At 47.0% G+C, this 13,961-nt stretch carries 12 protein-coding genes; all 12 read left to right on the forward strand.

Features of this window, described 5'->3' with window-relative positions; translation table 11 throughout:
- Positions 1-4: 4 nt before the first annotated feature.
- The 12 genes from fliS to fliL all read left to right on the forward strand — a co-directional run bounded on the left by fliS (position 5) and on the right by fliL (position 13,901).
- Entirely contained in the window at positions 5-406 is a 402-nt protein-coding gene (gene fliS, locus SPEA_RS07105) for a flagellar export chaperone FliS (RefSeq protein WP_012154609.1), read from the forward strand.
- A 313-nt stretch (positions 407-719) separates the two neighbouring features.
- On the forward strand, positions 720-2,153 hold the full coding sequence (locus tag SPEA_RS07110; RefSeq protein WP_012154610.1) for a sigma-54 dependent transcriptional regulator: 1,434 nt from the start codon (positions 720-722) through the stop codon (positions 2,151-2,153).
- A 557-nt stretch (positions 2,154-2,710) separates the two neighbouring features.
- Entirely contained in the window at positions 2,711-3,826 is a 1,116-nt protein-coding gene (locus tag SPEA_RS07115) for a sensor histidine kinase (RefSeq protein WP_012154611.1), read from the forward strand.
- Positions 3,819-5,171, forward strand: coding sequence for a sigma-54-dependent transcriptional regulator (locus tag SPEA_RS07120; protein ID WP_012154612.1), 1,353 nt, complete (start codon positions 3,819-3,821; stop codon positions 5,169-5,171). Before SPEA_RS07115 ends, SPEA_RS07120 begins: the two co-directional genes overlap by 8 nt.
- Before the next feature lie 513 nt (positions 5,172-5,684).
- On the forward strand, positions 5,685-6,017 hold the full coding sequence (gene fliE, locus SPEA_RS07125) for a flagellar hook-basal body complex protein FliE (RefSeq protein ID WP_012154613.1): 333 nt from the start codon (positions 5,685-5,687) through the stop codon (positions 6,015-6,017).
- 42 nt (positions 6,018-6,059) lie between these two features.
- Positions 6,060-7,760, forward strand: a complete 1,701-nt coding sequence (gene fliF / locus SPEA_RS07130) for a flagellar basal-body MS-ring/collar protein FliF (protein ID WP_012154614.1) — start codon at positions 6,060-6,062, stop codon at positions 7,758-7,760.
- Entirely contained in the window at positions 7,750-8,799 is a 1,050-nt protein-coding gene (gene fliG / locus SPEA_RS07135) for a flagellar motor switch protein FliG (protein WP_012154615.1), read from the forward strand. Before fliF ends, fliG begins: the two co-directional genes overlap by 11 nt.
- The gene (gene fliH / locus SPEA_RS07140) at positions 8,799-9,749 is read left to right on the forward strand and encodes a flagellar assembly protein FliH (protein ID WP_012154616.1); all 951 of its coding nucleotides are present in this window, start codon (positions 8,799-8,801) and stop codon (positions 9,747-9,749) included. The genes fliG and fliH overlap by 1 nt, the downstream gene beginning before the upstream one ends.
- Positions 9,721-11,061: a flagellar protein export ATPase FliI gene (fliI, locus tag SPEA_RS07145; RefSeq protein ID WP_012154617.1), complete on the forward strand. Its 1,341-nt coding sequence runs from the start codon at positions 9,721-9,723 to the stop codon at positions 11,059-11,061. The genes fliH and fliI overlap by 29 nt, the downstream gene beginning before the upstream one ends.
- A gap of 54 nt (positions 11,062-11,115) precedes the next feature.
- Positions 11,116-11,562, forward strand: a complete 447-nt coding sequence (gene fliJ / locus SPEA_RS07150) for a flagellar export protein FliJ (RefSeq protein ID WP_012154618.1) — start codon at positions 11,116-11,118, stop codon at positions 11,560-11,562.
- Positions 11,563-11,779: 217 nt separating this feature from the next.
- Positions 11,780-13,306: a flagellar hook-length control protein FliK gene (locus tag SPEA_RS07155; protein WP_012154619.1), complete on the forward strand. Its 1,527-nt coding sequence runs from the start codon at positions 11,780-11,782 to the stop codon at positions 13,304-13,306.
- Positions 13,307-13,382: 76 nt separating this feature from the next.
- Complete coding sequence (gene fliL / locus SPEA_RS07160) at positions 13,383-13,901, forward strand: flagellar basal body-associated protein FliL (RefSeq protein ID WP_012154620.1); 519 nt, start codon at positions 13,383-13,385, stop codon at positions 13,899-13,901.
- Positions 13,902-13,961: the final 60 nt, after the last annotated feature.

Consider the following 13,961-nt stretch of genomic DNA (forward strand, 5'->3'; position numbering starts at 1 on the left):
ATTTATGAGAGGTTCGCTTCAATCATATCGTAAGGTCTCATTAGATAGCAGTATTGCTGTGGCTTCACCGCATAAGGTCATTCAGATGATGTTTGCCGGAGCTTTAGAGCGCTTAGCTCAGGGCCGTTATGCCATAGAGCAGAATAACCTAGAACTAAAGGGTGTGAGTTTAGGTAAAGCTGTGAGTATTGTTGCTGGATTAAATAGTAGCTTGAATATGGAAGCTGAGGGTGATGTTGCTGGCAACCTAAGCGCTCTTTATGATTTTATGCTGCAGAGGATCACCGATGCAAACATCAACAATGATACTAAAGCGATAGATGATGCAACCGATATTCTACGTGTTATTAAAGAGGCGTGGGATGCAATACCTAGCGAATTGCATGAGCTATCTTCACAAAACTAATTACTTTGTTAATAAGTTGGCTTAGGTTTCTGGCCTGTTGTTTTATAGGAGTGTTAACGCACTCCTTTTTGTCACCCGTCAAAAATACGTCTTACAGTTGATTGTAAAGTAGAGATTTTAACCTAAAACTTACTAAGCTCCTCATAAAACTCATCAGGGGCTTGCTAATAACGGGCTGATAATACACTATTCTATAAGGTAGATATTTGAGATTAAATTTCAGATAACTACTGGCTGAACAATTAGCTTGAGAAAAGCAACGAACACTAATAATTAATGCGCTGAAAATATTTGAGCCTATACGGCCTTCGGAATGATGCAAACAGATCAACGAATTCTACTTGTCGGTAACCAGTCAGAGCGAATTAATCGCTTGTCGTGTGTATTTGAGTTCTTAGGAGAGCAGGTCGAACTGATCGACTTCGATAAACTCGAGACGTACACTAAGCAGACGCGCTTTCGCGCGATTGTTTTACCTTCTGAGAACCAATCGAAAGAACTTATCCAGTCTTTGACTGGTACGCTTCCTTGGCAGCCTTTTTTAATGTTAGGGGAAAGAGGCGACATTAAAACGTCGAATATTCTCGGCTGCATCGAAGAACCCTTAAACTACCCACAATTAACTGAGTTACTCCACTTTTGTCAGGTCTATGGTCAAGTTAAACGTCCAGAGATCCCAACTAGCGCAAATCAGACTAAATTATTTAGAAGTTTAGTGGGTCGTAGCGAGGGTATTGCCAATGTTCGTCACCTCATTAATCAGGTGGCAGGTTCTGACGCTACAGTATTAGTACTTGGGCAATCAGGAACGGGTAAAGAAGTGGTTGCTCGTAATATTCACTATATTTCAGAACGTCGCAATGGACCGTTTATTCCGGTAAATTGCGGTGCGATTCCTCCAGAATTACTGGAGAGTGAACTTTTTGGTCATGAGAAGGGTTCATTCACCGGGGCAATCAGTGCACGTAAAGGTCGTTTCGAACTTGCGGAAAAAGGCACCTTATTCCTCGATGAGATTGGCGATATGCCATTGCAGATGCAAGTTAAATTATTACGTGTACTGCAAGAGCGTATGTTTGAGCGTGTTGGTGGCAGTAAGTCTATTTCAGCCGATGTTCGCGTTGTTGCTGCAACCCATAGAAACTTAGAAACCATGATAGAGAAGGGAGATTTTAGAGAAGATCTCTATTACCGCCTCAATGTTTTCCCAATCGAAATGCCTGCTTTGTGCGAACGCAAAGAAGATATCCCCCTGTTACTGCAAGAATTAGTCAGCCGTGTTTATAACGAAGGCCGCGGCCGAGTTCGTTTCACTCAACGTGCAATCGAGTCTCTTAAAGAGCACTTATGGTCAGGTAACGTTCGTGAACTGTCTAACTTGGTTGAACGTTTAACGATTCTTTATCCGGGTGGACTGGTCGATGTCAATGACTTACCTATCAAGTACCGTCATATCGATGTTCCTGAATACTGTGTCGAAATCAGTGAAGAGCAGCAAGAGCGTGACGCTTTAGCCTCTATCTTCAACGATGAAGAGCCTATCGAGATCCCAGAGACGCGATTCCCGAGTGAGTTGCCACCAGAAGGGGTCAACTTAAAAGACTTATTGGCAGAGCTTGAGATCGATATGATCAGACAAGCACTAGATCAACAAGATAGCGTGGTTGCCCGTGCAGCAGAAATGCTAGGCATTCGTCGTACCACCTTAGTTGAAAAAATGCGTAAGTACGGATTGAGTAAAGATTAAAGCTAAGACGAACGCTTCGCTCACGGAAGACGGAAGACGGAATCTTCGCAGGCTCAAAGCCGAGAAGGACGCCCTTCGGGCTGCTAGGGCGTTCGCAGGCTTACTTCGAGGGCGCTGCGCTTCTAGGTTCTAGGAAAAGCATAAGCTGAGACAAATCGGAACGCTTCGCTTACGGAAGACGGAACGTTCCCAAGCTCACTTACAGCACGCTGCGCTGACAGGTCAAGCAAAGATATTTCGCGAATAAGCCAGAAGCTGAGTCTTCTGGTTTTTTATTGCCTTCGTTTTAATCTTTTAGCTTTTCCGTAAGCGAAGCGTTCCGTAGTGGCCTGCAATTCAATTAAATAGCCACGTGCCGTAAGGCCGCAGGCCGTTCCATCTCTGCATTTCCGTCTCAGATTTAACGTCTTAGCTTTTCCCTAGAACCTAGAAGTCACGAAGTGACGCTCTCGTAGTGGCGTAGTCACGTCCTCGCAGCGCAGCGTCCTTCTTTTAAAGATAACTGGCATAATTCCTGCTTGAACTCATTCAAATGCAGTTTTTTTGACGGGGTTACCATGTCAGCAATTCCACAATCACAAGTCGATGCCAGCGATTCAACTAACGCAATAGCGGCGAAGCGTCCGCACTTGGTTGACGTTCAGCAAGCCGCAAATATGTCCAATCGTATGGATCATATTCTGCAGGCTATGCCATCTGGCGTGGTGATTATCAGCGGTGATGGCATTGTTACCGAGGCTAACCCTGTGGCTGTTGAACTCTTAGGTAGCCCATTAGAAGGGCTGCGCTGGCTACAAATCATCAATCGAGCGTTTTCTCCACAAGATGATGATGGTCACGAGGTCTCATTGCGTAACGGTCGCCGGGTAAAACTCGCTATTACGCCGCTTACGCCAGAGCCTGGTCAACTTATCGTGCTGACGGATTTGACCGAAACTCGTTTACTGCAAAAGAACTTATCGCATCTGCAAAGATTATCGGCGCTAGGGAAGATGGTGGCGACACTTGCCCATCAAGTGAGAACCCCTCTAAGTGCGGCTCTTTTATATGCCTCAAACTTGGCTAGCCCTAAAATATCAGAAGATTCGCGTAAGCGCTTTCAAGGCAAGTTAGTCGACAGACTCAATGAATTAGAGCATCAAGTGAACGATATGCTGCTGATGGCAAAGGGTCGTCAACAGGAGCTAGACTCAATCCTGGTTATCGATGAAGTGGTTGATAATGTACTGAGTAACTGTCAGCCGATAGCGGAGCAAAAAGGCTGTCAGTTGATATTTAACAATCAATCAAAACAAAAAATTCGTGCTAATGACGCGGCGCTTTGCTCGGCAATCAATAACCTTGTGATGAACAGTTTAGAAGCTGAGGCTAGCCAAATCACCTTGCATGCATATGACACTCAAACCGCATTACACCTAGACGTGATCGATAATGGTAAGGGGCTCGATGCCAACATGCAGCAAAAGGTACTAGAGCCATTTTTTACTACTAAGTCTCAAGGTACGGGTTTGGGTTTAGCCGTGGTTCAAGCGGTGGTCAATAACCATGGGGGAATGATGCAGTTTAGCTGTCATCCCGGTAATGGCTGCACTGCGTCATTAAAGTTTCCGTTGATCACGACCATTAATAACCATAATAACAATGAAGTGCTTGGAGATAATCAGCATGTCTGAAGGTAAGTTATTACTTGTAGAAGATGATGCTTCACTGCGTGAAGCACTGCTCGATACCTTGATGTTAGCGCATTATGATTGTGTCGATGTCGCTTCGGCAGAAGAAGCTATCCTTTCTCTAAAAGCCAACAGATACGATATGGTGATAAGCGACGTGCAAATGGAGGGCGTAGGAGGCATAGGCCTGCTCAACTATATGCAGCAACATCACCCGAAAATTCCAGTATTGTTGATGACCGCATATGCGACCATAGATAACGCGGTAAATGCGATGAAACTTGGCGCGGTCGATTATTTGGCTAAGCCGTTTTCGTCAGAGGTTCTACTCAATCAAGTCTCTCGTTATTTGCCAGCTAAAGTGGTTGAAGGCACGCCAATCGTTGCTGATGAAAAGAGTATTGCACTGTTAGCATTGGCGCAGCGGGTGGCTGCATCCGATGCCTCTGTGATGATTATGGGGCCGAGCGGCAGCGGTAAAGAGGTATTAGCGCGTTATATTCATCAGAACAGCCAACGCGTCGACCAGCCGTTTGTCGCCATTAACTGCGCGGCAATTCCTGAAAACATGCTTGAGGCGACACTGTTTGGCTATGAGAAGGGCGCCTTTACCGGGGCTTATCAAGCCTGTCCTGGCAAGTTTGAACAGGCGCAAGGTGGTACTTTGCTGCTTGATGAAATATCTGAGATGGAAGTCGGCTTGCAAGCAAAATTGTTGCGGGTATTGCAAGAGCGTGAAGTGGAGCGTTTAGGCGGCCGTAAAACGATTAAGCTTAATGTGCGGGTGCTGGCCACCTCGAATCGCGACCTAAAAGCGATGGCATCATCGGGAGAATTTAGGGAAGACTTGTACTACCGAATTAACGTCTTCCCGCTGACTTGGCCGTCATTAAACCAACGCCCTGCGGATATCTTGCCACTAGCAAGGCACTTGCTGCAGCGCCATGCCTTAATTGCCAACCGTAGTGAAATCCCTGAGTTCAGTGAGTGCGCGACTCGCCGTTTATTGACTCATCGCTGGCCTGGCAATGTACGCGAACTCGATAATGTGGTGCAAAGAGCACTTATCTTGTCAGTATCAGCTGAAGTGACTGCGGCAGATATTATAATCGACTCACAAGAGTTAGGTTTTACCGCCGAGGTAATACCTATGGTTGAGAGTAAACCTGCCGAGCTCGATGGTTTAGGTGACGAATTAAAGGCGCAAGAGCATGTGATTATTTTAGAAACCTTAACTCAATGTGACGGTAGTCGTAAGCTTGTCGCCGAGAAGTTAGGGATCAGTGCCAGAACTCTGCGTTACAAGATGGCTAAAATGCGTGAATTAGGCATACAAATACCGGCTTAGAGCTAAGAAGGACGCCCTGCGGGCTGATGGGACCAAGAACCTAGGACGTTCGGCAGGCTCACTGCGAGGACGCTTCGCTACTAGGGCCTAGGAAAAGCATAAGCAAAATCAAAGGCTGAGACGAACGCTTCGCTCACGGAAGACGGAACGTTCGCTGGCTCACTCACAGAACGCTGCGCTGACGGTACAAGCTGAGACGGTACAAGCTAAGATGGTACAAGCTAAGACGGTACAAGCTAAGACGGTACAAGCTAAGACGGCTTTTTCGTCTCGGCTCTAAATCGTTTATGCTTTAATCGGTTTTTCCGTAAGCGAAGCGTTCCGTGAGGCCATAGGCCGTTCGTCTTTGTTTGTCCGCATCTGTTTTCCGTCTTAGCTTTTACCTAGGACCTTTCTTTGCCTTTCCTAGCAGCGTAGCGTCCTTCTCAGTCTTAACCTTCTCAAACTGGCAAGCTATTTGCATTGTCTAGCTATATCAACAATTTCGTCAAGAAATCGACATGGGAGATAGCTATGCAAATTGGTGCGAATTCATTACTGCAAGAGATGCAGTCACTCAATGGTCAAATCGGCACTTCAAGCATTCAAACAGGGATCACCCGTCAGGTACAAAACACCTCGGGTAGTGATTTCAGTCAGTTGCTATCCCAAGCTGTTGGAAATGTAAGCGAACTTCAATCAAATGCTGCTAATCTCGCCACTCGACTCGATATGGGAGATACCACGGTGACGTTATCTGATACCGTGATTGCCAGAGAAAAATCCAGTGTTGCTTTTGAGGCAACCGTACAAGTACGCAATAAGCTTGTAGAAGCTTATAAAGAAATTATGAGTATGCCTGTTTAGGCCTTTATCACTTAAACGCAGGGTACAACAGTGAGTACAGAAATGGTCGTAGGAACAGGCTCAGGTTTAGCATCGAGCCCACAAACATCAGGTGTTCAAGAAGAACATAAGCCAGGCATAATGGGCGCTCTCGGTGGCGTCGATATGCTGCGCCAATTGACGATGATCTTGGCCCTTGCCATCTGTTTAGCCGTGGCCGTTTTTGTCATGATTTGGGCGCAAGAACCAGAGTATCGTCCTCTTGGCCAGATGAGCACCGCAGAAATGGTGCAAGTGTTGGATGCACTTGATAAAAATCAGGTTAAGTACGAAATCCAAGGCGATGTAGTCAAAGTTCCTGAAGATAAATACCAAGATGTGAAGATGTTATTGAGCCGTGAAGGGCTAGATAACCAAGAAGCAAATAATGACTTTTTAAATAAAGACAGTGGTTTTGGTGTGAGTCAGCGCATGGAGCAGGCACGTCTCAAGCACAGCCAAGAGCAAAACCTTGCCCGCGTTATCGAAGAGCTAAAGAGTGTCACTCGTGCGAAAGTTATTTTAGCCTTACCGAGAGAGAATGTGTTTGCCCGCAACCGCTCTAAGCCAAGTGCTACCGTAGTGGTTAGCACTCGTCGCAGTGGTTTAAGTCAAGAAGAGGTCGACTCGATTGTCGATATCGTCGCCTCAGCGGTACATAACCTCGAACCGAACAAGGTCACAGTTACCGATGCTAATGGCCGCCTGCTAAATTCTGGTACCCAAGATGGTGCCTCAGCCATCGCCCGTCGTGAGCTTGAAATTGTCCAGCAAAAAGAGTCTGAATATCGCACTAAAGTCGAATCGATTCTTATGCCAATTTTAGGTCCTGAGAATTTTACCTCCCAGGTCGATGTCAGCATGGACTTTACCGCCGTTGAGCAAACCGCTAAGCGTTATAACCCTGACTTACCGGCACTAAGAAGCGAGATGGTGGTTGAGAATAACTCTGCTGGAGGTACGAGTGGCGGTATTCCTGGCGCATTGTCTAATCAACCTCCTATGGCGGCAGATATACCTCAGGAAGTGAATGCAGAAGAAAGCCTTGCGGTTTCATCGGGTACTAGTCACAAAGAAGCGACACGTAACTTTGAGTTAAACACCACTATTAGCCACACTCGTCAGCAAGTGGGCACCCTAAGACGGGTGAGCGTATCGGTTGCGGTTGATTTCAAAAATGGTCCTGTATCGGAAGATGGCAGCGTTAACCGCGTACCACGCACAGAGCAAGAGCTAGCCAATATCCGTCGATTACTCGAAGGGGCGGTCGGTTTTAATACTCAGCGCGGCGATATTATTGAAGTGGTTAGTGTGCCATTTATGGATCAGCTTATCGAGGATGCACCACCGCAAGAGATGTGGGAACAGCCCTGGTTCTGGCGCGCGGTAAAGTTGGTGCTCGGTGCGTTGGTTGTTCTTGTGTTGATCCTAGCTGTTGTTCGCCCAATGCTGAAGAGGCTGGTTTACCCTGATAGTGTCAAAATGCCAGATGAGCCACAAACTGGTGGTGAGCTAGCAGAAATTGAAGATCAGTATGCAGCCGATACCTTAGGCATGTTACAACGCCCCGAAGCAGAATACAGTTATGCAGATGATGGCTCTATCTTGATCCCTAATCTGCATAAAGACGATGACATGATTAAGGCTATTCGTGCACTAGTGGCTAATGAGCCTGAACTATCGACACAAGTCGTGAAAAACTGGTTACTTGAAGATGACAAATAATACCAATGTAGAAGCTAAGCCTGAAGCTGCGGCCTTAAAGACAAGTGATTTAAGTGGCATCGAGAAAACCGCCATTTTGCTATTAAGCCTGAGTGAGAGTGATGCGGCGTCTATCTTAAAGCACCTTGAGCCTAAACAGGTGCAAAAAGTGGGTATGGCGATGGCGGCGATGCAAGACTTTGGTCAAGAGAAAGTCATTGGCGTTCACAAGCTGTTTCTCGATGAAATTCAAAAATACTCATCCATCGGTTTTAACAGCGAAGAGTTTGTCCGTAAGGCACTAACTGCGGCATTAGGCGAAGACAAAGCCGGTAACCTGATTGAGCAGATTATCATGGGGGGCGGCGCCAAAGGCCTAGATTCACTTAAGTGGATGGACGCTCGTCAAGTGGCGACGATTATTCAAAATGAACATCCTCAAATTCAAACTATCGTACTATCTTACCTTGAGCCCGATCAGGCGGCAGAGATTTTTGGTCAGTTCCCTGAAAATACCCGTTTAGACCTGATGATGCGAATTGCTAACCTTGAAGAGGTGCAGCCGGCGGCATTGCAAGAACTTAACGATATCATGGAGAAGCAGTTTGCCGGTCAAGGTGGTGCACAGGCCGCTAAGATGGGTGGCTTGAAAGCCGCGGCAAATATCATGAACTACCTCGATACCGGTGTTGAGAGTCACTTGATGGAGACGATGCGTGAATCTGATGAAGAGATGGCGCAACAGATCCAAGACTTGATGTTTGTATTTGAGAACCTCAGTGAGGTTGATGATATGGGCATTCAGGTACTACTGCGTGAAGTACAGCAAGATGTATTGATTAAGGCACTGAAAGGCGCAGATGATCAGCTAAAAGAGAAGCTTCTCAGTAATATGTCTAAGCGTGCCGCAGAGTTGCTTAGAGATGACTTAGAAGCCATGGGCCCAATTAGAATTAGTGAAGTTGAAGTCGCTCAGAAAGAGATCTTATCTATTGCTCGTCGTTTGAGCGACAGTGGAGAGATCATGCTTGGCGGTGGAGGCGGTGAAGAGTTTCTATAATGACTGACCCTAAAAAGCCTCAAGGCGCCAGCATCAACACTAGCGATGAGTTTGAACATTGGGAACTGCCGGAGATCCATAAAGCGAAGGCTCCCTCTTCATTGAATATGTTCGGTCGTCACAGCTTACAATTGCAGGCCGAGGAACAAACCGAGGTCGAGTCTATACTGCCGCCGACCTTGAGCGAGATTGAAGATATTCGCGCTCATGCAGAGCAAGAGGGTTTTGGCGAAGGGCTAGAGAAAGGTCATAGTGAAGGCTTAGAGAAAGGCCGTTTAGAGGGACTTGAGCAAGGGCACAGTGAGGGCTTTAGCCAAGGTCAGCAGCAAGGGTACCTAGAGGGACTACAAGCGGCATCTGAGATGCTGCAGCGTTTCGAAAGTCTTTTGAGCCAGTTTGAAGCCCCCTTATCCATTCTAGATACCGAAATCGAGAAAGAATTGCTCAATACCTCAATGGTGTTGGCAAAGGCTGTTATTGGCCATGAGCTAAAAACTTATCCCGAGCATATTTTAGCGGCGCTGCGTCAGGGCGTTGACTCCTTGCCGATAAAAGATCAGAAGATTAATGTTCGGGTCACGCCCAGTGATGAGATACTGATTTCAGAGCTCTACTCTCAAGCTCAGCTAGAGCGAAATCGCTGGGAAATTGAAGCCGATCCAAGCTTAACTGCGGGAGATTGCATCATTGACTGTGGCCGCAGCCATATTGATATGACTGTCGAGACCCGCATTCAGAGCGTCTTTCTAGATTTAGATAAGCACCAGCAAGATCTGTTGCAGTTAAAAGAGCAGCAAGAAGATGCGCTGCTTACACAAAGACAGGCCAAAGCCCAACAGCATGCTGCGACGTTAGAGCCAACAGATGACGCAGTAGATAATCAACTAGCCACAGCTTGTTTAAATGCCAACGAAGGTGAGCATGCCGACCCGTCAGCACCAACTGCGTAATAAGCTGGCTCAACACCAGCAAAAAGTACATCCATTCCTAGTTGAGGCAAGTGGTCAACTGGTGCGAGTGGTGGGCTTGACCTTAGAAGCGACAGGCTGCCGAGCAGCCATTGGTAGCCTGTGCGCCATCGAAACCATGGCTGGCGATCTTATCGCCGAGGTTATCGGTTTTGACGATCAGCTGCTCTACCTCATGCCGATTGAGGAGCTGCGTGGCGTACTCCCAGGCGCCAAGGTGACGCCTCTTGGTGAACAATCGGGTTTAAATGTCGGCCTATCACTACTCGGGAGAGTGCTTGATGGCAGTGGTTTACCTATCGATGGCTTAGGAAATTTAAAGACAGATCAGAAAGCCTCTAGCCATGCCCCCGCCATTAACCCCTTAGCAAGACGTGCCATCAGTGAGCCATTAGATGTTGGCGTGAGAGCCATTAACTCTATGCTAACCGTGGGTAAGGGGCAGCGTATGGGCTTATTCGCAGGCTCGGGTGTGGGTAAGAGTGTGCTGCTGGGCATGATGACAAGAGGCACCACGGCTGACATTATTGTTGTTGGACTCGTGGGAGAACGTGGCCGAGAAGTAAAAGAATTTATCGAAGAGATTTTAGGGCCAGAAGGGCGAGCGCGATCCGTCGTCGTCGCAGCACCAGCCGACACATCCCCCTTGATGCGCCTTCGCGCCTGTGAAACGTCGACCCGTATTGCCGAGTATTTTCGAGACTTGGGTTATAACGTACTGCTACTCATGGATAGCTTAACCCGCTATGCCCAGGCGCAGCGTGAAATTGCGCTGGCTGTCGGTGAACCGCCAGCCACAAAAGGCTATCCGCCATCGGTCTTTGCCAAGCTGCCTAAGTTGGTCGAGCGAGCTGGTAACGGCGGTGGAAAGCAAGGTTCTATTACTGCGTTTTATACCGTATTAACCGAGGGAGATGACTTACAAGATCCTATCGCCGACGCCTCAAGAGCGATCCTCGATGGCCATATCGTATTGTCACGAAGTCTTGCCGACTCGGGCCACTATCCAGCCATCGATATCGAAGCCTCTATCAGTCGTGTTGCGCCTATGGTGATAAGCCCTGAGCATCTAGAAGCCATGCGCAAAGTTAAGCAGGTTTACTCACTTTACCAGCAAAATAAAGACTTGATCTCCATTGGAGCCTATAGCCAAGGCAGCGATCCGCGTATCGACAATGCGATTCGTTTGCAGCCAGCTATGAACGCTTTTTTACGCCAGACCATGAAAGACTCCGTTACCTTTGATAGCAGTACCTTGATGTTGAGCCAGTTAGGGGCCCAATGCCAAGCCTAACCATATTTCGCTTAATCATAATTAGCATAGTGCTAAATAACGAGACCACTTATCATGGCTAGAGCCGATCCGTTATTGATGGTGTTAAAGCTTGCCGAAGACGCGGAAGAGCAGGCGTCACTGCAGCTTCGCTCGGCACAGCTTGAACTGCAAAGACGTCAAAATCAGTTAGATGCGCTGCAAAATTATCGCCTCGATTATATGAAACAGATGGAGCAGCAACAGGGGCAAAGTATCAGCGCCAGCCACTACCATCAGTTTCATCAATTTGTGCGTCAAATCGATACGGCGATTATACAGCAGGTCAATACGGTGCAAGATGCCGATAATCAGCGCCAGCACCGGCAGGTATATTGGCAAGAGAAGCAGCAGAAGCGTAAAGCGGTTGAGCTGTTATTAGCAAATAAAGCCGAAAAGGCGCAGCTCGCCGAGTTACGCGCCGAGCAGAAGATGGTTGACGAGTTTGCGTCACAGCAGTTTTATCGTAAAAGGCAGCGTTAACTATTTATTTACTCAGGGCTCAAACGGGCTTAACTAGTTGATTTTTTTTTAACCGCTTCCAACCCTACCTTTTCCTCCCTAGTTAGAACCTGAGGTTTTTAATACGCCTACTTTTGGCATTATTATTGCTATAAATATTCTTAATTGGCCAAATTTAGCGGTATTTTGACATTCGGTTGAGTTGCCGAGTGTTAATTGATGAGTGAATGGAGATGGAATGCAGCAGGTGAACAATGTTTTACTCAGTAGCCCTGACTCGAATAGCAAGCTTGCCGATCGTCAGAGTCAGTCCACTGAACCTAAGACTAATTCCGAAGGTGACAGTTTTTCTGTCGCACTGGAAAAAGCGGCAAGCCAAGCTCGTGATAAACAAACTATAGATAGGCAAACAGCTGACAATCATTCGACTCGTGAGCCGTCATCAGCGAAAGATGAGTTAGTCGATGCTGCAGATAAGGCGATCACAGCTTCAGTTACATCTTCTGATGATAAAGAATTTGAAGATGCTGGCTCAGATGATGTAAGCCAAGTGTTCGCACAGATCAATTTAGCTAACAATTTTGCTGGAGACTCACAACTTGCCGTCAACGGCGAAAGTTTGCCGTTATCAGATGAGTCAGTGGCAACGGAATCTCTTGAGCAAGAGCTAGTCAGTGATGATTTAATCGCTAGTCAGCTGTCAGATGAGGCACTGTTGGCACTTAGCCAACAAACAGGGCTATCAGAGCAGGAATTGAGTCAGCTCTCATCCTTAGAATTGAAAGCTCTGCTACAGCAAGGCCAAATGCTTGATGCTAATGGCGCCTTAAAATCAGAGTTCGCACAGAGCTCCTCGCTGCAGGCCACCCCTGCAGAAATGGATGCAGACGTGACTAAAGCTGAACTCGCATCGACAGCCGATAAAACTGCGATGAGCAGCGCAGTAACTGACACAAAGAGTCTTAATGGTGCCGATGTAAAGGGAACTAATACTGGTCGAGACATTTTTGGTAAAGAGATCGCTGGGCAAATAACAGCGAGTAATGTCAGTAGCGATCAAGTTAAGTCTGCTCAAAATGCCGATGGCGCCAATTCAACCGCTATTACAACTAACACTGCAACTTCGGTAGAGCAGCTTAAAGGGGCTGAGTTATCGGTTCGCACCACGGCAATGAATGCCGGACTGGAAGCAAACCTTACAGGAGTGAGTGAAGAGGGCACATCTGAGCTGAAATCCTTTGCAGGTCTGCAGAGTCAAGCACTACAGCAGCAATCAGCAGCAAATCGTCAGGAGTTGCCTCAGTTCAATTTATCGCTGAAACAAGGTGGTGAACAGACGCCGCAAATGCAGCAGATGATCCAGCGTTTCGCACCTGTTATGAATCAGCAGCTGATCACCATGGTCAGTAATGGTATTCAGCAGGCTGAAATTCGCCTAGATCCACCTGAGTTAGGCCAGATGATGGTGCGTATTCAAGTTCAAGGGGATACCACACAGGTGCAATTTCAGGTGAGCCAGCATCAGACTCGCGATCTTGTAGAACAAGCGATGCCCAGATTACGTGAAATGTTAGCCGAACAAGGTATGCAGCTCACCGATGGTCAAGTGTCTCAAGGTGACGGTAGAAACAGTCAAGGTGAACAGGGCTCAGGCGCCGGAAATGGCACCGCCACAGCTGAAACGGATGAAATTTCATCAGAAGAGTTGCTGACAAGGTCAAATCTTTCAACAAGTTCGGCCTCAGGTATAGATTATTATGCATAAGCAGGTAACCTATAGTGCAATGGGAATATTGATAAAGAGTGTTGAGTTTATTTAGCACTGCAGCTAGGGAAGATATATGGCAGAAGAAGCGGCTTTAGAGCTAGAAGACAGCGTCAAACCAAAAAGTAAAAACAAACTGATTATATTCGGTGTGAGCGGCGGCGTTCTACTGATTGCCATTGTACTTACTGCGTGGATGTTGTTGGGATCGGAACCGGTTTCTGAGTCTGGAAGTGCTGCAGAGGGGGCCGTGACTGAGCAAGCGGTTAGAACGGGTGAAGCCTATTATGCGGCGATGCCAAGGCCTTTCCTATTTAATCTGTCAGATAACGGCCGTACTCGCTTAGTTGAGATCAAAGTTCAGTTGATGGTTCGTGGTAACGATGACGATACCCTGATTAGGAAACATATCCCGCTGATTGAGGATGCATTGTTGACCACTTTTAGTGGATCGGATGTGCAAAAATTGACTTCTCCTGCGGGCAAAGATGAATTACGTCAGTTAGCGCTGCGTAATGTACAAAATACCCTGCAGCCAGTAACGGGTCGTACAGTGGTTGAGAAAGTATTGTTTACCGGCTTTGTGATGCAATAACGCCCTTAGGTTTTACTAGGGATTATTAGTTGCAATAAAAGCGATTATTTTTAAATAAAG

Origin of the sequence: Shewanella pealeana ATCC 700345 (assembly GCF_000018285.1) — a bacterium.
GTDB classification, from domain to species: Bacteria; Pseudomonadota; Gammaproteobacteria; order Enterobacterales; family Shewanellaceae; genus Shewanella; species Shewanella pealeana.

Excerpts from the sequence above, each read along its gene's own strand:
- fliS (WP_012154609.1), top strand. The coding sequence starts at position 5 with ATGAGAGGTTCGCTTCAATCATATCGTAAGGTCTCATTAGATAGCAGT.
- SPEA_RS07110 (WP_012154610.1), top strand. The coding sequence starts at position 720 with ATGATGCAAACAGATCAACGAATTCTACTTGTCGGTAACCAGTCAGAG.
- SPEA_RS07115 (WP_012154611.1), top strand. The coding sequence starts at position 2,711 with ATGTCAGCAATTCCACAATCACAAGTCGATGCCAGCGATTCAACTAAC.
- SPEA_RS07120 (WP_012154612.1), top strand. The coding sequence starts at position 3,819 with ATGTCTGAAGGTAAGTTATTACTTGTAGAAGATGATGCTTCACTGCGT.
- fliE (WP_012154613.1), top strand. The coding sequence starts at position 5,685 with ATGCAAATTGGTGCGAATTCATTACTGCAAGAGATGCAGTCACTCAAT.
- fliF (WP_012154614.1), top strand. The coding sequence starts at position 6,060 with ATGGTCGTAGGAACAGGCTCAGGTTTAGCATCGAGCCCACAAACATCA.
- fliG (WP_012154615.1), top strand. The coding sequence starts at position 7,750 with ATGACAAATAATACCAATGTAGAAGCTAAGCCTGAAGCTGCGGCCTTA.
- fliH (WP_012154616.1), top strand. The coding sequence starts at position 8,799 with ATGACTGACCCTAAAAAGCCTCAAGGCGCCAGCATCAACACTAGCGAT.
- fliI (WP_012154617.1), top strand. The coding sequence starts at position 9,721 with ATGCCGACCCGTCAGCACCAACTGCGTAATAAGCTGGCTCAACACCAG.
- fliJ (WP_012154618.1), top strand. The coding sequence starts at position 11,116 with ATGGCTAGAGCCGATCCGTTATTGATGGTGTTAAAGCTTGCCGAAGAC.
- SPEA_RS07155 (WP_012154619.1), top strand. The coding sequence starts at position 11,780 with ATGCAGCAGGTGAACAATGTTTTACTCAGTAGCCCTGACTCGAATAGC.
- fliL (WP_012154620.1), top strand. The coding sequence starts at position 13,383 with ATGGCAGAAGAAGCGGCTTTAGAGCTAGAAGACAGCGTCAAACCAAAA.